Here is a 19,068-nt window from a genome sequence, read left to right as displayed (position 1 = left end):
CCGGCAGCCTACCCCACTGGTTGCGCCGGTGCAGGAGCCCCCTTGGACAGCCACAGCACGAAGCGGGCGCCGCCCCCAGGCGCCTCTCCTACCTCGAGCGTTCCGCCATGCTGCGTCACGATGGCGTGCACGATGGGGAGCCCCAGGCCCGAACCCTGCGCCTTCGTGGTGAAGAAGGGCTCGAAGATGCGATCACGCACCGCGACAGGAATCCCAGGCCCCGTGTCGTCCACGGTCACCCAGATGCCCCGGGAGTCCTCGCTCGCCGAGAGCCGGACCTCGCCGCCCTCCGGCGTGGCATCCAGCGCATTGAGTGTCAGGTTGATGAGCACCTGGCGCAGCCGCTCCTCCTCACCGAGCACCCGGGAGATGGGAGAGGGCAGCACCACCTCGAGCTTGACCTTCCGCGCCTCGGCCTGGCTGCCCAGCAGATCCCCCACGCGGCGCAGGAGCGCCTCCACCTCCACCGGCTCCGGCCGGAACTCGCGAGGCCGCGCGAACTGGAGGAAGTCCTCCAGGATGTGATCCAGTCTGCGGATCTCGTCTCGCACCAGCCCCAGCGGCTCGAGCAGCGGGCCCTGCTGACCTTCGGGGAGCTTGCGCACCCTCCGCTCCAGCACGGACAGCTGCAGCGCCGCCGCGTTCAGCGGATTGCGGATCTCGTGCGAGAGGCCTGCGGTCATCGTGCCCACCGCCGCCAGCTTCTCCGTCATCTGGGCGCGCCGGGCCAGCACCCGCTTCTCCCCGTGCAGGCGCACCTGCCGCATGGCCTGCTCCAGCGTGAGCAGCAGCTCCTGGGGCGCGCACGGCTTCATCAGGTAGGCGCACGCGCCCGCCCGCACCGCCGCCATCGCCGTCTCCAGGGTGGCGAAGCCGGTGAGCAGCACCACCTCGGACTCCGGCATCGCCTTCTTCAGCTCGGCGGCCAGCGAGGTGCCTTCTCCGTCTGGCAGACGGAGATCCACCAGCGACACATCGAAGCCCTCCTTCGCGCGCTCGCGCGCGGCCTGGCAACTGCTCGCGACGCCGACCTCATAGCCCGCGTCGCTCAGCAGTTCCTGGAGGTTGTCGAGAAAGGCCGCGTTGTCGTCCACCACCAGGACACGTGCGTGGCGCAGCTCGGGGCTCATACGGCACCCAGACGCGCGGTATGCGCCCGCTCCAGCGCATGCACCAGCGCGGCGGTGTCGAAGGGTTTGGCGAAGACGCCGGCGGCACTCTCCAGCGGAGCCAGCTCCGGGTAGGCGGTGACGACGAAGAGGGGCATCTCCGGGAAGCGGGCGCGGAGCCGGCGCAGCGCCTCGCCATCTGGGCCGCCCGGCAGGCGCAGATCCACCAGGGCCGCGAAGGGCTTCACCATGGAGAGCTGCTCCGTCTCCAGCACCGAGCGGGCCGTCACGCACGAGAAGCCCCGTGTGCGGAGCACCTCGCTCAGGTTGTCCGCCATCGCGGGATCATCCTCCACCAGCGCCACCAGCCCATCCCGCCTCGCGCTCGACAGCAGCCCCATCAGCGTGGGCAACGGAACCGGCTTGGGCAGCACGGCCAGCAGGCCCTCCCGGCGCGCCGCTTCCAGATCGTTCTCACCCGGATAGGCGGTGATGACCACGGCGGCGATCCCCGGATCCACCTTGCGGATGTGGTGCACGGCCGCCGCGCCGCTCATGCCCGGCATCTTCATATCCGTGAGCAACACGTCGAAGCGCTGGGACTTCGCCAGCGAGAGCGCCTCGACGCCGTCCGTGACCACCGTGGCCAGGCTCCCCGAGTCCCGAAGAATCTCGGCGATGTTCTCGGCGAAGGCCTTGTTGTCATCGAGAAGGAGGAAGTTTCTCATGAAGCACCCTCTAGGACACGAGCGGCAACCGCAGCACGAAGCGCGCGCCGGCCCCGCGCTCCGGGCGGGGGGAGTATGAGATGGAGCCGCCGTGGCGCTCGAGGATGCGCTTGACGAGCGGCAGGCCCAGGCCAATACCGCGCGCCTTGGTGGTCATCAACGGCTCGAAGAGCCTGCGGCGGATGGTCTCGCTCACCCCCGGTCCGGAGTCCTCCAGCGCCAGCTCCACCATGTCCGGCAGCACCTTGGCCGTCAGCTCCACCGTTCCCGAGTCCCCCACGGCCTGGATGGCGTTCTCCAGCAAGTTGAGGAAGACCTGCCGGAGCTGGTGGGGATCTCCCTGCAGCGTGGGCAGCGCCTCCAACCCCCGTGCGGTCACCGTCACCTGCGCAGGGGGATGGACGGCGCTGGCCGCGCTCTGCCACACCTCCGCGAGCTGCATGGGCTCCCGCTTCAGGGGCCGGTCGCGGATCATGTCCAGCAGGTCCGAGACGATGCGGTTGGCGATGGTCACCTGCTCGCCGATGCGGTCCAGGTGCTTGACCGTGCGCTCATCCGGCGTGGTCTGGCGGCCCTTGAGGATGAAGAGCGAGGTCTCGATGACGCCCAGCGGGTTGCGCAGCTCGTGGCCAATGGAACCCACCAGCTGGCCGAAGGTGGAGAGGCGCTCGCTGCGGGCCTGCTGCGCGAGCAGATCCTCCCGGTACGTGTGGAGCATGATGGCCAGCTCCAGATCCAGGATCTTGGCCATGGCCCCGCGGATCGCCGCCAGCTCCTGGGGCTTGTCCCGGTAGTTGTCGTCGATGACCGCGTTGAACTCCTGCCTGAGCACGTTCATCGCTCCAAACATGTAGTGCTGCGGAAGCGAGATGCGCACGTGCTTACGGCCAATCCGGCAGCGCATCTCGTAATAGGACTCATCCCACGGACCATGCAGCAGTTGCTCCATCCAGAGCTGCAGCTCGCCCCTCAGGTGGCCCACCTGGCTCTCGCCGCCCTCGAGGGCCGTGCGGGCTCCCTCGTGCTCGAGAATCCGGGCGTAGAACACCTTGGCGATCCGTGCGAAGTGATCGCGCGCGACAGTATGGAAGGAGAGCAGGGCCCGCTCATCTTCCGTGCTGAAACCCACGTACCTTTTCAGCTCCTCGAACAAGGTCTCCGCCATAGGCAGCAGACTACCGCCGGTCCGGGTCCAGGGAAGCGCTTCTGTCAGGCAAACGCCCCCGCTCGCTTGGGTTTCACCCAGCGATGGGAGCCTTCGCCCAAGGCAGTTGCTCCACCCGGCAGCCCGCCTCGCGCGCCAGCTCCATGAGCAGCAGCTCGCGGTGCACTCGCAGTTCCAACCGGGTGCGCTGCTGATGCTTGAGGAAGTGCAGCCCGTGCGTCACCTCGAGCATGGTGGCCTCGGCCGAGGACAGCGCCAGCAGCGCCCCGCCCAGGGCCTCCTCGGCTGCGGGCAGCAGCTGGCGCTCCATGGAGTCCAGGCGCCGCTCCACCCCCTCCAGCCGGGTCAGCACCTGCTCCACCCCAGGGCTCAGCGGCCCCGCCCGGCCCGTGTGCGCGAAGACAATGGCCACCAGCGCCTCCCGGTCCAGCGGCCCATCCGGGGACCAGGGCGGCGCCAGCTCTCCCTCGAGGAGGGCGTGCTCTGGATCGGTCCGGCCCCGCTCCTCGAGCAGCTCCACCCGAGCATCCACCAGCGCCTGGATCTCCTGCTCGGCCGCCAGCAACTCCGCCTCGAGCTGCACGCGCTCGTGCGCGTAGATGATGCCCTGGGGCACCTGCGCCGCGATCTGGATGATCGTCCCCAAGAAGTCCCGCGAGCCCTCTTCCAGCAGGCGCGCCTCCCGGTTGAAGCGCAGCCACAGCGCGACGCGCGCCTCGTCCTTCCCAGGCTCCTCGAGGAAGCGAGGGAGGCTGGTGCCCTGCGGCAGCGGCTCGGCGGCCCGGATAGGGCGGGGGCGAGGGTTCTGGACCGGAATCCTGGAGCCGGGCTCCAACCCTGCCGCCTGGCTGGCGGTGGTGAGCAGGAGCGTGGCGAGCAGGAGCAAGGGAACGCTGCGGGTAACCATGTAGGACTCCGTACCGGGAGTGCGCCCGGTCCCGAGTCCTTCAGCAAAGCTCGCGCCACCATTCTTCCTGGGTGTCCCCGGGTGAAACACGCAGGTTTTGCGGGGGGCCTCGTCAGCCGCGCAGCCACTGCGCGCCTCCTCGGGTCAATCTCCGCGAGGCTGGGGAGACGTGATAGAGGAAGACCATGAATGCAGAGGTGCTTGGCCGCCGCTACCAGGTCCTGGACGTTGTCGGTCGGGGAGGGATGGGGACGGTCTACCTCGCACGGGATCGGCTCGCGGGCGTCGTGGCGCTGAAGCGGCTTCACCGCTCGGTGGAGGAGCTGGCGGACGAAGCCACCCGCAGCCTGGGCGCCAAGACACAGCCCCCGGAGATCGCGCTGGGGCTGGCGGACGAGTTCAAGGTCCTCACCTCCCTGCACCACCCGCACGTCATCAGCGTGTTGGACTACGGGTTCGATGACCAGGCACGCCCCTACTACACGATGGACCTGCTCAAGGGCGCGCGGACCATCACCGAGGCGGGCAAGGAGCAGCCGCACGAGGTGCGCGTGGGCCTGCTGGCGCAGGTGCTCCAGGCGCTGGCGTACATGCACCGCTGGGGCGTCATCCACCGTGATCTGAAGCCGGCCAACGTGCTGGTGGTGGATGGCCAGGTGAAGGTGCTCGACTTCGGCCTGGCCATCGCCCGCGAGCGGCTGGACGGCCAGGGCATGGTGGGCACTCCCGGCTTCGTGGCGCCGGAGCTCTTCGAGGGGCAGCCGGCGTCAGCGGCCTCGGATCTGTTCAGCCTGGGGATGGTCGCCTACCGGCTCTTCGCGGGCCCCAAGGGCTTGCCCGCGGGCTTCGAGGAGAGCGCGCTGGGGCAGGTGCTGCGCAAGCTGAGCGCTCCCGATCCCCGCGAGCGCTACCGCAGCGCCGAGGAGGCCCTGAGCGCGCTGACCGAGGCCACGGGTCACCAGGTCGTCATCGAGACCTCAGCCACGCGCGAGAGCTTCCTCCAAGGTGCTCGCTTCGTGGGCCGCGAGCGCGAGCTGGCGCGCTTCGAGAAAGTGCTCGAGCAGGCGCTGAACGGCAAGGGCAGCGCATGGCTGATCGGTGGAGAGAGCGGCGTGGGCAAGTCCCGGCTGCTCGACGAGGTGCGCACCCTGGCCCTGGTGCGGGGCGCGGTGGCCGTTCGCGGCCAGGGCGTCAGCGGTGGCGGCAGCCCGTATCAGGAGTGGCGCTCGGTGCTGCGCTGGCTGGTGCTGCTGGCCGAGCCCAATGACTTCGAGGCCGGTGTGCTCCGGCCGCTGGTGGAGGACATCGAGGTCCTGCTCGGGCGTGCCGTACCCGCGATCGTCGAGCTGGATCCCGAGATGGCGCAGGCGCGCCTGTTCGCGGTGGTAGAGGATCTGATCCGGCGCGTGCCCCAGCCCACGGTGCTCATCGTGGAGGATCTGCACTGGGCGCACGGTGAGTCGCTGCTCCTGCTGGCTCGCATCTCGGCGCTGGCCAAGACGCTGCCGCTGCTGATCCTCGCCAGCTACCGCGACGACGAGCGCCCCGATCTTCCGAGCCTGATGCCAGTGGCCGAGGTACTGCGGCTGCCCCGGCTCGGCGAGGACGCCATCGCCGTGCTCACCGAGTCGATGATCGGTGCCTCGGGCCGCTCGCCGCAGATCGTGGAGCTGCTACGGCGGGAGACGGAGGGCAACCCGTTCTTCCTCGTGGAGGTGGTGCGAGCGCTGGCCGACGAGAGCGGCCAACTGGCGCGGATCGGCAGTGCGCCGCTGCCCGCCAAGGTCTTCCCGGGTGGCGTGCGGGAGATCGTCCAGCGGCGGCTGGCCAAGCTCCCCCCATCCGCGCGCGAGCTGCTCCAGTTGGCGGCGGTCATCGGGCGCCGCGTGGATCCCAAGATCCTGAGCGTGTGCGCGCCCACCGTGCGCATGGATGCATTCCTGTCCGAGTGCTCCAGCGCGGCGGTGCTGGACTTCTCCGAGGGCCAGTGGCGCTTCGCGCACGACAAGCTGCGTGAGGGCGTGCTCGCGGACTTGCCACCGCGCACCGAGCAGCTGCTCCATCGCCAGGCGGCCACGGCCATCGAGGCGGCGTACCCGGAGTCCCACGACTCGGCGGTGGCGCTCGCGTACCACTGGGGCAAGGCGGGAGACCAAGAGAAGGAGCTCCTCTCCACGCTGAGGGCCGGAGAGCAGGCGTTGGCGGCCTATGCCTGCCGCGAGGCCATCCCGCACCTGGAGCGAGCGCTGGTGCTCCTGGCTCCGGACGGGAGTGAGGTCTCCTCTCTGTCTCCCGAGAAGCGCGCGCGGCTCGGACACATCGAGGCACTGCTGGCGGACGCCTTCTACCAGTTGGGCTTGCTGGACAAGTTCCGCACGCACGCCGAGCGCGCCCTGAGGCACTTTGGCTGGCGTGTCCCCTCCTCTTCCGTGGGCTGGGGCGCGGGAGTGCTCGGACAGATCCTCCAGCGCGTGTCCCAGGCCACGGTGCCCGAGGCTTTCGAGGTCCACGGCGCCGAGCGCGTGAAAGCTCAGGCCGAGGCCGGGCACATCCTGCTGCGGCTCACGGACAACTACATCTATACGCAGGACATGCCGCGGCTGACGTGGGCGGGCCTGCGGACGCTCAACGCCTGCGAGCCTCTGGGCCCCTCCCCCACCCTGGCGCGAGGCTATGCATTGATGTCGGTGGTGGCCTTCAGCCTGCCGCCCACGCGCCGCATCGCGGAGACGTGGATGCGCCGGGCCCAGGAAATGGCCCAGCAAGTGGGCACGCCCATCGACGTGGCGTACGTGCTGTCCCGCAGCGCGGCCAGCGGCATCGGACAGGCCCGCTGGGACGAGTTGGAGGTCTGGGGCAACCGCTCCATCGACACCTCGAGCAGCCTCGGGGACTACCGGTTGACCGAGGAGACGAGCGCCATCCTCACCTGCGCGAACACGTGCCGCGCGAGGTACCGGCGCGCCATCGATCTAGCGAATCGGCTGGAGCAGTCGGCCCGGCGGCGAGGTGCCACGCAGACGCAGCTCTGGGGGCCCGTGATGCGGGTGGGCCCCATGGTGCGGCTCGGGTGCTCCTCGGAGGCCATCGTGACGGTGGTCTCGCAGGTGCCTCACATCGAGGCGAACGTCGAGGCCGCGGAGAAGATCGTCCTCTACGGCACGCTGGGGCTGGCGTGGCTGCGTCAGAACAACCTTGCGCAGGCGCGCCGCATGGCCACGCAGACGCTCCAGGTGCTGCAGTCCATCAAGCCCGCCACCTTCTTCCTGTACCCGGGCATCATCGCGATGAACGAGGTGCACCTCGCCCTCTGGGAGCACACCGCCGAGAACGATCCGGACCGGGAGCAGCTTCTCAAGGAGGCGCGGGATGGCATCCAGATCCTGCGCATGTTCGCGCTGATCCTCCCGTTTGCGCGCTCCTTCGCCTGGCTGTGCGGAGGCAGCGAGGCGTGGCTCTCCGGACGCCAGGCCGCAGCCCGCCATGCTTGGGAACGGGCGCTGGCGGAGGCGCAGCAACACAAGATGCCCTTCGAGGAGGGCTTCGCGCGGCTCGAGCTCGGCCGCCACATGGACGTGCAGGATCCCAACCGGCGGCCGCACTTGCTGAAGGCCCGCGCCCTCTTCTCCGAGCTGGAGATGCCGGACGAGACCGCGCGGGTGCAGGCGGAGCTTGATCGCGGGTGAGGCTCAGCGCGGCGCGTTGAGCACGAGATCGAGCAGCCGCAGCGTCATGCCGCCGGTGAAGTCGATGGTGGCGCCGTTGAACCAGTCCACATCCTCGCCCACGAGCACGGAGACGAAGCGGGCCACCTCCTCGACCGTGCACATCCGGCCGGAGGGATTCATCCGAGCGTGAGCAGCCTCCAGCTTCGCCAGGGCCTCGGGCGAGTAGACGTGCTGGAGCGCGGGCGTCATCACCGTGCCGAACTTGAGCAGGTTCACCCGGTGGCCCTTCGGCCCCAGCTCGAGCGCCAGGTGCCGCACGTAGATCTCCAGCGCGGCCTTGGCGGCGGTGATGAGGCCCGTGTTGTGGAGGAGCGACTCGGTGAGCGGGTTGGTCAGCCCGAGCAGCCTCGCCTGGGGCGCGAGCAGATCCCGCGCCACGAGCGCCTGGATCCAATAGAGGAACGAGTGGGCCATCGCGTTGAAGGTGCGCTCCACCTGCTTGGGGTGGAACTGCTCCTCCCCGCCCGAGACGAAGTGCCCCACCGAGCCGCTGGCCAGCGAGTGGACGAACAGCTTCACGCTCCTCGGCCCTGCCGCCGCCAGCAAGGCGTCGGCGCCCTGAGCCACACCCTCGGGGATCGCGGCATCCCCCCGGTGCATGACGATGCGCCGGCCGGTGGCGGCCACATCCTGCTCCACCCGCTGAGCCTGCTCCAGGTAACGCCCTCGGTGCACGCCGAACACGTTGAACTCCCGGGAGCGAGCCACCTCCAGGGCGATGGCGGCCCCCGTCCCTGACGAGGCCCCCAGGACGACTGCCCACTGCCCCGTACTCATCGCGACTCCTTCTGGCCTCGCGCCCGATCCATGAGCACCTGGACGGCGCCGCGAACCTCTTGGTGCAGCTCCATCAACGCGGCCTTGTCCGCCGGATCGATCTTCCCCCTGAGGTGCCGCTCGATCGGCTCGCCAACGAGCTGTGTCACCTTCACTGGGAACGACAGCGAGAGCGGCCACACACCCGTGAGGCCCAGCCCCAGCCACACCGGAAGACCCGCGGGCACACCGAGCCTGCGCCCAAGCTTGTAGCCGTTGTTGAGTCCCAGATAGGTGTCATCCACGCCGTTACCGGCCACGGGGACGATGGGCAGGCCATGCCGGATGGCCATGCGCAGGTACCCGAGCCGGTCACCCCAGTCCACCCGGTAGCGGTGGCGGAAGCTGCGGCATCCCTCGCGCGTCCCGCCGGGCTGGACGAGGACGTGCTCGCCCCGCGCCACGGCGTCAACGATCTCGGGCCCATCTCCGGTGACGAACCCCAGGCCGTCGATCACATACCGCAGCAGCCGGTTCTGGCCGAAGTAGCCGTGGATGATGCCATGGGGCAGATAGCCCAGCTGCTCGTAGAGGGTGACGGTGAGCATGCACTGATCGAGCGCCAGCGGCCGGCCGTGGTACGCGACGATCAGCTTCGCTCCTGGGTGCAGCAGACGCTCCAGGCCCTGCACCTCGTAGCGATGCCAGAGGCGCAGCATCCGGAACGCCGCCAGCCACGTGGCGAGAGGAACGCCCCCCGCTCGGCTCATCCGCCCACCTGATAGAGAAGCGCACCGTAAGAGACACCCGCCCCCACGCCGACCATCAGGATCCGATCTCCGGGGCGCACCTTGCCGGTCCGCATCAGCAGATCGAGGCTGTAAGGGATCGACACCGCTGCCACGCTACCCACATCCTGAACCATGGGGATGAGCCGCGTTCGATCCAACCCGAGCCTGTCGATGATCGCGTCGAGCAGCGCGCCATTGGGCTGATGAGGCAGCACCCACTGGATGTCGCCCAGCTCCACCCCGGCTTTCTGGAGCACCGTGTTCGTCGCCGTGCCCAGAGCGTTCAGCGCGATCTCGAGGATCTCCTCCTTGGAGACGACGAACTGGACCCGCTCCACCTTGCCGGTGAACAGAGGCTGAGCACAGACGGTGTCCGGAGGCAGCGTGCCGTTGTTGGCGAGCGCCACGCTCAGCACACCCTCGCCCTCTCGCGCGGGCCCGAGCACCGCGGCGGCCGCCGCATCTCCAAAGACGAGGTACGGCCGGGGATGGCTGGGATCGAGCGCGCGGGAGATGCACTCGACGACAACGATCCCCACCGGCCCCATCCCAGTCGCAATGGAGCGGGCAGCAATATCGAAGGCGGAGAGAAAACCCATGCAGGCGTTGTTGAGGTCGAACGCGTCGCACGAGCCCGCGAGCCCCAGCGCCCCGGAGATCATGCTCGCCGTGGCGGGGGTGATCGCATCCCCACCGGAGGAAGAGACGAAGATGATGCGGCTCAGATCCGAGGGCGCCATCTTCGCGGCATCGAGCGCGCGCCGGAGCGCCTCCACGCCGAGGTCCGTCATCCGGGTACCAGGCTCCACCCAGTAGCGAGTCCGGATGCCCGTGCGCGCTTCAATCTTGGCGGGATCCCTGCCGAGCTGCCGCGCCACCTCCTCGGTGGAGACGGCCCGTCCCGGCAGCAGCCCCGAGGTGCCCAGGATGCGAACAGGGATCACGCCAGCATCCTCGACGCCAGCAGGCCCTCCAGCGGCCCCAGCTCGCCGGCCTCCTTCAAGAGGCGCAGCTTCGACGGCAGATCCCACCGCGGCGTGGCCATGATCTTCCACCGCATCTCGATGTCATCGAGCGTCGGTCCGAGGACGGCGGCCGCCCGGTCCACGACGGCCTGTCCCTGTGCGAAGGCCCAAGGCGGCAGCGGCGAGAATGGGCTGTCGAACGTCACATCCGCCCCCGAGCCGGCCTGCTCGCCTCCCGTGTGGAACAGGATCAGCGTGGAGCGCACCGCGTCGGAGATGCGCCCCACCGGGTTGAGCCCGTGCAGGAACCACCCCAGGGCGCCGGGCAGCAGCGGTCCTTGCTCCTTCTGATCCGGAGGCGTCGACAGCACGTTGGTGCCCACGATCAGGTTGGCGCGCTGGCTCATCAGGATGCTCACCGGCACGCTGTTGATGAAGGCGCCATCCACGACGCGGCTGTAGTTATCGGTGAAGTCCGGCGAGAGCAGCCCCGGCATGATGCCGCTGGAGCGCACCGCTGCGCCCAGGGTCCCCTTCTGGAGGACCCACGCCTGGGACTCGGAGACATTCGTCCCCACGGGGAAGAAGGGCAGCGGGACCTTCTCCAGCCGCTGGCGCCCGAGCAGGTGATCGATGAACAGCGTGATGGCGCCCGAGTTGATGATGCTGGCGAGGATGACCGCGTTGAACTTGTGGCCCTCCTTCAGCAGCAGGTCCAGGCCCGCGTCGCCGAACGCGCTGTAGAACGCCCCTGTCATGGCCCCGAAGCTCGTCCCGCTGACGGCGTCGATGGGGATCTTCCGCTCCTGCATTCCGCGAATGAGGGCGATCTCGGCGTAGCCCCACGAGCCGCCCGCTCCCAGCGCGATGCCCACGAGCCGCTCGGTGATGGCGCGGCCCCAGCGCCGGAACAGCTCCTGCTCGGCCGAGGAGCACTGGGAGAAGGTCCGGTGGCTGGAGAAGTTCCGGAGGTTCAGCGGGAGACGCACCGTCCCAGCCGGAAACGCGGGGCCCGGCTCGCGCTCTGTCCCAGGGGGCAGCAGCGCCGCGCAGAGCACGGAGCCGTTGTCGAAGCCGGGCGGTGGCGGAACCGCGAGCGGATCCCGCGAGACCGTAACCACCTTCCAGACGTCCTCCCCCGCCAGGAAGAACGGCCGGAAGCCCCGGGCGCTCCCCAGGGGAGGCGTGAGCCCATGCCACAGCCGCGGATCCACGTGGACGAACAGGTAGTCCCAACGCCCCTGGAGCGCCAACGCCAACGCGTGGAGCGCCCGGCTTGCGGCGGGTCCGTCATGCGCCCCAAGCCGGTAGACCGGAACTTCTCCGGGGCGCGGCTCCGGCGGCTCCTCGGGCACCGTTCCCTGAGACTGCGCGGAGTGGAAGAGCTCCACTCGGAGGATGCGATCCTCGTAGCTCAGGTGGGTGGCCTCGGCCACGCCCTGGATCAGCATCGGCAACGGGATGTCTGGCGCATCGCAGCGGAACAGCACCACCTCGGGAGGAGGCGCCAGCGCGGAGCCCACTTGTGCGATGCGCTGCCAGATCTCACCCGGCGCGGAGCCCACGGAGCTGGCGAACAACTGCGAGCGCTGGATGAGCTTCAGGCTGTTCAGCTCCGGCAGGAAGGCCACGCGCGCCTTGTCCGAGTGGAGCTTCACCGTGGCCGGTGGAGGCGCGTCGCTGTGCAGCACTGCGTCCCCGAAGATGCTCCCCTCGTAGAGCGGGCGAATGAGCACGGGCTGCGTCTCGGAACTCTGTGGATCCCGCCACTCGCCGAGCTGTCCCTCCAGCACCAGGAAGATGCCCTTGTGCGCCTCGTCGGTGCTGCCCTGCGGGACGACGATGTCTCCGCTGGCGCTCCCCTTCTCGTAGGTGCGCACATCCACCGTGTCGAGCAGCGCATGGAGGTGCCGCACGGCGGCCCTGCTGAACTGGAGCGTCTTCCGAATTGCCTGGAAGAAGGTGGCGCGGGTCGAGTGCAGCCCCGCGTAGGCATCAAGGAGCTTCTCCAGTTCTCTCGCATCCTGCTCGGGCATCGAGCGCAGCCCTTGCTCGGTCAAGAGCAAGGCCTCGCTCGTGGCCACGGCCTGGAGATGGATGGCCACGATGGGCTCGCGGGGCTTGGCGCCGGGCTTGTTGGGGTTGACCCACAGATCGCCGCGGTAGAGCGCCTTGTGCGGCGCCAGAGCGCCCGGAGCGAGCTGCGTCAGAGCCAGTTCCCCCGAGAGCAGGATCGCGAGCCTCGGCAGTCCCGCGGACTGCAGTGCCTCCGACGGAAAGACGCGCGTCTCCCGCGGGAACGTCTTCGCCACGAAGTGCTGACGCACCAGATCCGGGTGGGCCTCGAGCCACTGGCTCAGCGCCTTGTAGTGCAGCGGAGGGAGGCCCTCTCCCTTTCCACCCAGGGTCTCTGCCTTCTTGTGCTCGCTCGTCATGCGCCTCCTTCCTTTACTACGATGCCGCAGGTGCGGGCGCGGCTGCACGCACGGCGAGCAAGCCCGTCGAGGCTTTCACGGGAGCCACGGCCTCTGAGAGGATGCGCCGGTGCCGCGCCTGGCTGGCCGCTGGTTCGCGCGCCGGAATTCAAGGACTTGGGTGACTGCATGCAAGACGATCTGTCCTCGCTGGTGGTGGCGCTGTCGAAGTCGGGAGACTTCGAGGATGCAGCCGCGCGGACCCTGTCGGCCATGATGGGCCTGACCGAGCGGACGATCGCCGCCAGCAAGTACGCCGGGCGCGCCAAGGTGCTGCGGAGCATGGTTCACCTACGGCCCGCAGGGGGCTACGTGAAGCTGGCCATCCTCGAGCAAGGCGCCACGGCGGTGCAGTCGGCAGGGAGCACGGGCCAGCGCGGCGCGCCGAGCCTGGTGTCAGCCACGGCGTGGCGCTCGGTGGTGCAGCACGGAAGCCCCGTCTTCGTGGACGTCACGCTGGGGGCGCTGAAGCCGTACCTGCCGCAGTTGCCGGACAAGGCCGAGGAGCCGCTGCCCGGCAGCTTCACCAGTCAGGAGAGCCGCCAGAGTTTCCTGAGCCGGCAGGCCTCGCACGTGTGCGTCATCCCCCTGCGGGCGCTGGGCGCGGGGATTGGGGGGATGATCTCACTGGAGGCGGACAGCCCCACGGCGATGGGCCAGGACTTCATCTGGCGCGAGTGCATCGATCGGCTGCAGACGATCGCGGAGGTGGCGGCACCGTACCTCACGGGCCTGCCGTTCCGGCCAGCGCCCCACGCGGAGGTGGACGAGTACCTGCCCGTGGTGGGCAAGTCGATGGCGAACCTGCTGCCCATCCTGAACGTCTTCTCGCAGCAGGAGGAGAGCGTGCTGATCAGCGGGCCGACGGGAGCGGGCAAGTCGCGGCTGGCGCGGTGGGTGCACTCGCGCTCGAGCCGGCGCAAGGGCCCCTTCGAGGTGCTGGAGCTGCTCGCAGTGCCCGAAGAGCTGCAGATGGCGGAGCTCTTTGGCTGGAAGAAGGGCGCGTTCACGGGCGCGGTGAAGGACAGCCTGGGGAGCATCGGCCGAGCGGAGGGCGGCACACTCTTCATCGACGAGATCGACAAGCTGTCGCTCAAGGCGCAGGCGGGCCTGCTGCGGGTGCTGGAGGAGCGCTCGTACCGGGTGCTGGGAGACGGGGCGGGAGACCGGGGCGCGGACGTGCGGTTCATCATCGGCACGAACGTGGATCTGCGCGAGGCGGTACGCGCGGGCCGGTTCCGCGAGGACCTGTACTACCGCATCAACGTGCTGCCGCTGCGGGTGCCCTCGCTGGACGAGCGCCAAGACGAAATCCCGCTGTGGGCCCACTACATGGTGACACGGCGGCACAAGGAGCAGTTCCCGCAGGGGCAGGCGCAGCTGTCGCCCGAAGCGGAGCAGGTGCTGAGCGGCCGTGCGTGGCCGGGGAACCTGCGGCAGTTGGACAACATCATCCGCCGGGCCTACACGCTGGCGCTGGTGGAGCACGGGCCCTCGGCGGAGCTGACGCTTTCCTCGGGCCATGTCTCGCGGGCGCTGGAGTACGAGGGCGCCACGGGCCAGGCCGAGAGCAAGGCGGCGGCCTCGATACCTACGGCCTTGATCGCGGCCGCCCAGGCGTTCATCGCGGAGGCGAAGCGCCGAGGCACGCCGCTGGACCTGGGGCTGACCGAGGCGCTGGTGGGCATCGTACTGGGGCAGGCGGTGCAGCAGATGGGCCGCGAGGAGGCATTCCGAGCGCTGGGGCGGGAAAACCTCCTGAAGAATCGCAACCACCACAAGGTGCTCAAGCGGGAGCTGGAGAAGGTGGAGGCCCTCTACAAGGAACTCGGAGAGGGCCCCTCCCCCTTTGCCGCGTTGCTGGCCGAGAACGAGGCCGCCTGAGGGCTCTCTGTTTCCGCGAAAGAATTCCTGCCCAGGCGCACAGCCTGCGCACAGCCAGCAAGCTTCACTCCAATTCCTCTCCATTTTTCAGCGGCGCAAGAATAAAAAAAAGAGAGCCCAAAGGCATTCACAACGACAATTCATGTCTTGGTTCTGATACTCTCAGTGATGTTGTACATACCCGCACTGGAGGCATCGCCGATGAGTCTTTTCCCTCTCGATTCTCAACCGTGGCGCCGCTCCCTCATCCTCGGAACGCTGACAGTCCTTGCCGTCTCTGTCAGCGCTTGTGGGCAGCAGCCCACGGATGAGGAAACCCTCCTCTCCAATTCCCAGCCGAAGCAGACTTCGAGCCAGTCCCTCGGCGAGGAGCCGTGCACGGCCGCCCAGAATGGCGGGGCGCCCACGCTCAGCCTGAGCGACGCGGTCATTAAACTGCAGTGTGGTGTGGATACCTGGGAGCCGCCCGAGGTCACCGCCACGGACGCGTGTGGTCAACCGCTGGAAGTGCACCGGTACAACACCGGCGATGACGATCAGGATGGGGCTCCGGGCAGCGGCGATTCGGATGACTTTGGCCCGGGGCCGGACGATGCCGTCGAAGGTATCTATTATGTGCAATACCTGGCCTGGGACTCGTACTACAACATCCAGGGAGCCATCCTCGAAGTGCATGTCGAGAATTGCACTCCGTGATTTGAACCCCCACCGAGGGGTGTGACGCAGCCCACATCCCTCGTGTGAGGCAGTTCACCGCTCCCAGCCCCAATCCCTTGCATGGTTCGTCTCGCCCCGGGCAACGACACCCGCCCGGCGTGAACGGACACAGGCAATGAGCAAGCAGCAGGCACGGGCGCTGGAGCCCCATGTGTTGGTCCTCGATTCGCAACAGAGCTACAAGCGCCCGGAAGAGGATGCCCTCATCCGGTTTGTCCGGGAGAGATGCCGGAGCTTCGCCGTCCGCCATCTCCCCTACAGGCTCTCCCCGGTCGTCCTCGGCCTTCCTGGGTTGCTGCTCCACCTGTTCCTGCTCGCCGCCGTCCACACCTTCGAGCGGGCCCAGTGGATGTATGCGCTCTGGGTGCTCTGCCGGGTGCTCCACTTCTGTCTGGATGCCATGGATGGCACCCAGGCCCGTCGCAACGGCACGCAATCCACCGCCCGCCACTTCTGGGACCACTGGGTCGACGTCATGAACTCGGCAATGGCCGTGCTGATCGTCGCCCAGCTCGGCCCTCGCCAGGGTTTTGTCTTCCTGCCCTACGTCCTGCTCACCGCCACCGGGCAGCTGTTCTTCTACCTCGGGCTGTGCCGCTACTACGCGACGGGCCTCATGCGAGACCCGTACATCAACCACCTCTGGAACTATGTCTTCTGTTTGTTCCTCGGGTTGTCCGTCTGCCTTTTCGGCGTGTCGATTCTCGAGGAGCCGGGGTTCCAGCTCACCTACTCGCTCCTGAGCGTCGTGGCCTTTGGCGCTGGCTTCTGGTCGCTGGTGCAGGACCTCGCGCTTATGTCCCGCTCGCCGCTCTCCTCGCTGCGCTTCTACGTGCGCATCCTCCTGGCGCCGGCGCTCATCCTCGGCCTCTACCTGCTCTGGCTCCGCGGCTGGAGCGACGTCTTCTCCGCCCGGGCCCTCGTCGCTCTCGCCATGGGCAGCCTCGCGGTAGGCGTGCATGCGCGCCAGCTCGTCAACAAGCCTCCGGCGTGGCTGACAGCCGAGTCCGTGCTGTTCCTCCTGGTGCTCCCCCTCTCGCTGTTGCCCGAAACGCTCCAGCCCGCGCTTCGCCACGGGCTGCTGGGGGTGATGGCGATGGCGCTGCTCATCAGCATGTACCGCTACCTCCGGGAGATGATCTCGCAGTACCCGGAGATTGGCTTTCCGCTGCTCTGGCTGTCCTCGACGCACCGCGTGGTGCACCAGCACGTGAGCAACAAGCTCGCGGCCTGACCGCCGAGAACCCTCCCGCCCTCATGGCAGGCGCCCGGTTGGGCGCTTCTACACGGGGGTTGCGCGCGAGGTGTCCGCGCCGCCCAGCTGATTCAAGACCGTGGGCTCTTGAAACGTCAGCGTCTGGAGGGTCGGGACGGACCGCCGCGCAAGGGAGGACACGACCTTGCTGTCTCCGACCTCCAACACCCGCGTCACGCCCAGCTCGACGAGGCCCTGCACACACTGCATCCACAAGATGGGAGCCGTGATCTGCACCAGCAGTGACTGCCGGATACAGACCAGCGTCTTCACCGTTTTCGCCGTCGTGTTGAGGAACACGGGGCACCTGGGCATCCGGAGCTGCAGGCTCGCGACCACGGCCCGCCACTCCTCGTGAATCTGCCCCATCAGCGGGGAGTGGAAGGCGTGGCTCACCTCCAGCATCACGCACTCTTTGGCTCCGGCGGAGGTGGCGACGTCCTTGAACCGCTCCAGGGCCCCCAGGTCTCCAGAGAGCACGAACTGCTGCGGGCTGTTGTGGATGGCCACCACGACTACTCCGTCCCGCGCGGCCTCGCGGCACAGCTCAGCGACCCGCGCCCCATCCAGGCCCATGACGGCCAGCATTCCTCCAGGCGCCCTCACGCTCGCCATGAGCTGCCCCCGCTTCCGCACCGCACGGACAGCCGCCGCCAGCGGCAGGCACCGGGCCGCCACCAGGGCCGAGAACTCCCCCACGCTGTGCCCTGCCACGACCGGCGGCGCGAGCCCTCGCTCTTCCAGCTCCGCCAGGCAGGCCGCGCTCACCGTCACGATGGCCGGCTGGGCGTTCTCGGTCGCCATCAGCGTCTCGGCAGGCCCCTCCAGGCACAGCCGGGCGAGGTCCACCCCGATGGCGTCCGATGCCTCCTCGAAGACCCGCCGGGCCGCGCTGGAGCGCTCGAGCATCTTCCGCCCCATGCCCACTTTCTGGGAGCCCTGTCCCGGAAAGATCCACGCCCACCGGCCTGCTGCCTCATCCCGCACGATGTTGTTCATGAAGGTCTCCCGCCCCTGCCAACCGATCGACTTCGGCCAGCCATCTCTCGGCGAACTCGCGGGCGGTCTCGTCGCGGACGGTCGGAGAGAGGTACTCGAGCACTCCATGCACCTGTCCACCGGAGTGGATGATGACGACGCCGAAGCAGGGACTCCCCGTGAGTGAGCCGCGCACCAAGACCCGCTCGGTGGTGACGCCCTCGGGCAGGGCCAGCTCCTCGGGTTGACGGATGGTGCTCACGACCATCGAGTAGATGAACGAGGAGGGATCGGCCTCGTTGCTGCGCAGCGCCGCTCTAAACATCGCCGGTGGCATGAGCGTCAGCAGCCCCATGTTGACCATGAAGCCCACGGCCTCATCGAGGACGCGCTTGCTCCGGATGGACTCGGAGAGGCGCTTTTCCAGCTCCGGGGAGTGGATGTCCTCCGGGAGTGCCACGACATCCAGCATTCCCAGGTAGTTGCCCAGCCCGGAGGGAACCCCCAGCGCCTCACGGAGGTTCGCGGGCACAAAGGACCGGAAGCGCAGCTCGGGCCACCCGCGCTCTTGGCGGAGGGCGCTGGCCGCGCGAAAGACGGCACCCACCAACAGATCATTGCGGCTCACCCCCTTGGCGGTGGAGACGGCCTTGAGGCGCTGCCAAGTGGCTCCCGGAATGCGCAGCAGGTGGTGCCGGGTGTGCGTGGGATGTGCGGCGGCATCATCCGCGAGCAGGGCCGACGCCCCCTTGTGCTTGTCGGCGGCGGCGACGTGACGCCTCATCATCCGCAGGGTCCAGCCCAGCCCCCGAGGCCGCAGCATCTCGCGCAGCCGCTGGCCACCGTGAGCAGGGACCTGCGGCGTGAGCGGCCTCCCCGCGCGCAGCTCGTTGTAGCGGCGCACCAGCAGGTCGAGCATCAACAGGCCCCCCTCCCCATCGACGGCGCTGTGGTGCACCGTGAGGCACAGGCGGTACCCCCCTTCGGATCGAGGCGCGTGGATGACCCGCCACGGTGGCAGGCGCCGCAGGTCCATGGGCGCGTCCAGCGCGCGCGAGTCCCCCGCCTCGACGGGAGCGTCGGACCAGCACAGAAGCTCCGCCGCTCCCACCCAGGGGCGCCGGGCCACGAACCGCGCAACGCTCAGCGGCGCCTCGCGCACGAACGAGCGGGCCAGGGGCACCTCGTGCAGCATGGCGGCGACGGCGCGCTCCAGCGGCTCGCGCTCCAGCGGGGCGTCCGTGTCCACGAAGTGGTGCGAGTTCATCCGCGAGTTCGGGCCGTCCTGCAGGTAGAAGTAGCGGTCCAGGCCGTTCAGGTTCAGGGCCCCTGATTCGGGCGCGAGCGGAATCACCAGCAGCATCACGGTGGCGCCCACCAGCGGCGCCCAGCCGGGCGCCACCGCGAGCAACAGCATGGAGGCGATGGCGAGCTCCACGAGCAGCCTCCGGCGAGGCATGCGCAGCAGGCTCAGCGCGCCCCAGGCGAACACGAGCCAAGCCGCCCCGCCCAGAGGCCAGGACAGCACACACAGCAACAGGCCGGCCGCGCGAACCCCCACGAGGAACGGCGTCTGAAAGGACGGAGGAGAAGACATGGTGTGAGTCGCGC

14 protein-coding genes are annotated in these 19,068 nt (G+C 68.8%); 4 read left to right on the top strand and 10 right to left on the bottom strand.

From position 1 onward, the window contains the following. Positions 1–8 precede the first annotated feature (8 nt). The 4 genes from DB31_RS12735 to DB31_RS44735 form a co-directional block, all read right to left on the bottom strand. The gene (locus tag DB31_RS12735; RefSeq protein WP_044186826.1) at positions 9–1,130 is read right to left on the bottom strand and encodes a sensor histidine kinase; all 1,122 of its coding nucleotides are present in this window, start codon (positions 1,128–1,130) and stop codon (positions 9–11) included. Beyond that, positions 1,127–1,837 carry a response regulator gene (locus DB31_RS12730; protein ID WP_044186822.1) on the bottom strand — a complete coding sequence of 237 codons (711 nt, stop codon included), beginning with the start codon at positions 1,835–1,837 and terminating at the stop codon, positions 1,127–1,129. The genes DB31_RS12735 and DB31_RS12730 overlap by 4 nt, the downstream gene beginning before the upstream one ends. A gap of 10 nt (positions 1,838–1,847) precedes the next feature. Then, positions 1,848–3,002, bottom strand: coding sequence for a protoglobin domain-containing protein (locus DB31_RS12725; RefSeq protein ID WP_044186820.1), 1,155 nt, complete (start codon positions 3,000–3,002; stop codon positions 1,848–1,850). Between the two features lie 73 nt (positions 3,003–3,075). After that, the gene (locus DB31_RS44735) at positions 3,076–3,909 is read right to left on the bottom strand and encodes a hypothetical protein (RefSeq protein WP_052419913.1); all 834 of its coding nucleotides are present in this window, start codon (positions 3,907–3,909) and stop codon (positions 3,076–3,078) included. Between the two features lie 185 nt (positions 3,910–4,094). On the opposite strand from DB31_RS44735, the gene DB31_RS12715 reads away from it, so the two are divergent. Then, positions 4,095–7,595, top strand: coding sequence for an ATP-binding protein (locus DB31_RS12715; protein WP_044186818.1), 3,501 nt, complete (start codon positions 4,095–4,097; stop codon positions 7,593–7,595). A 3-nt stretch (positions 7,596–7,598) separates the two neighbouring features. Here DB31_RS12715 and DB31_RS12710 read toward each other — a convergent pair whose 3' ends face one another. From DB31_RS12710 to DB31_RS12695, 4 genes are read right to left on the bottom strand one after another with little or no spacing between them, the layout of a single operon-like run. After that, positions 7,599–8,414, bottom strand: coding sequence for an SDR family NAD(P)-dependent oxidoreductase (locus DB31_RS12710; protein ID WP_044186815.1), 816 nt, complete (start codon positions 8,412–8,414; stop codon positions 7,599–7,601). Beyond that, entirely contained in the window at positions 8,411–9,163 is a 753-nt protein-coding gene (locus DB31_RS12705; protein ID WP_044186813.1) for a lysophospholipid acyltransferase family protein, read from the bottom strand. The genes DB31_RS12710 and DB31_RS12705 overlap by 4 nt, the downstream gene beginning before the upstream one ends. Then, the gene (locus DB31_RS12700) at positions 9,160–10,128 is read right to left on the bottom strand and encodes a 3-oxoacyl-ACP synthase III family protein (protein WP_044186811.1); all 969 of its coding nucleotides are present in this window, start codon (positions 10,126–10,128) and stop codon (positions 9,160–9,162) included. Before DB31_RS12700 ends, DB31_RS12705 begins: the two co-directional genes overlap by 4 nt. Further along, a complete protein-coding gene (locus DB31_RS12695) occupies positions 10,125–12,584 on the bottom strand; it encodes a patatin-like phospholipase family protein (protein WP_044186809.1) in 2,460 nt (819 codons plus the stop codon). The genes DB31_RS12700 and DB31_RS12695 overlap by 4 nt, the downstream gene beginning before the upstream one ends. 168 nt (positions 12,585–12,752) lie before the next feature. Between DB31_RS12695 and DB31_RS12690 the strand changes: the two genes are divergently transcribed. From DB31_RS12690 to DB31_RS50455, 3 genes are all read left to right on the top strand, one after another. Beyond that, positions 12,753–14,507, top strand: coding sequence for a sigma-54-dependent transcriptional regulator (locus DB31_RS12690; protein ID WP_044186808.1), 1,755 nt, complete (start codon positions 12,753–12,755; stop codon positions 14,505–14,507). Between the two features lie 201 nt (positions 14,508–14,708). Beyond that, on the top strand, positions 14,709–15,203 hold the full coding sequence (locus DB31_RS12685; RefSeq protein ID WP_044186806.1) for a hypothetical protein: 495 nt from the start codon (positions 14,709–14,711) through the stop codon (positions 15,201–15,203). A gap of 136 nt (positions 15,204–15,339) precedes the next feature. Further along, positions 15,340–16,458, top strand: a complete 1,119-nt coding sequence (locus DB31_RS50455) for a CDP-alcohol phosphatidyltransferase family protein (RefSeq protein ID WP_240486664.1) — start codon at positions 15,340–15,342, stop codon at positions 16,456–16,458. Between the two features lie 48 nt (positions 16,459–16,506). Here the strand turns inward: DB31_RS50455 and fabD are convergent, their stop codons facing one another. Together fabD and DB31_RS12665 are read right to left on the bottom strand one after the other, a co-directional pair. After that, positions 16,507–17,478, bottom strand: a complete 972-nt coding sequence (gene fabD / locus DB31_RS12670; protein ID WP_044186801.1) for an ACP S-malonyltransferase — start codon at positions 17,476–17,478, stop codon at positions 16,507–16,509. Further along, positions 17,456–19,054 (bottom strand): non-ribosomal peptide synthetase family protein, encoded by a 1,599-nt coding sequence (locus DB31_RS12665; protein ID WP_044186799.1) that lies wholly within the window; start codon positions 19,052–19,054, stop codon positions 17,456–17,458. Before DB31_RS12665 ends, fabD begins: the two co-directional genes overlap by 23 nt. Positions 19,055–19,068 lie beyond the last annotated feature (14 nt).

Origin of the sequence: Hyalangium minutum (assembly GCF_000737315.1) — a bacterium.
GTDB classification, from domain to species: domain Bacteria; phylum Myxococcota; class Myxococcia; order Myxococcales; family Myxococcaceae; genus Hyalangium; species Hyalangium minutum.
The sequence above is the reverse complement of the archived record's forward strand: the minus strand, read 5'-3'. Positions and strand labels throughout refer to the sequence as shown.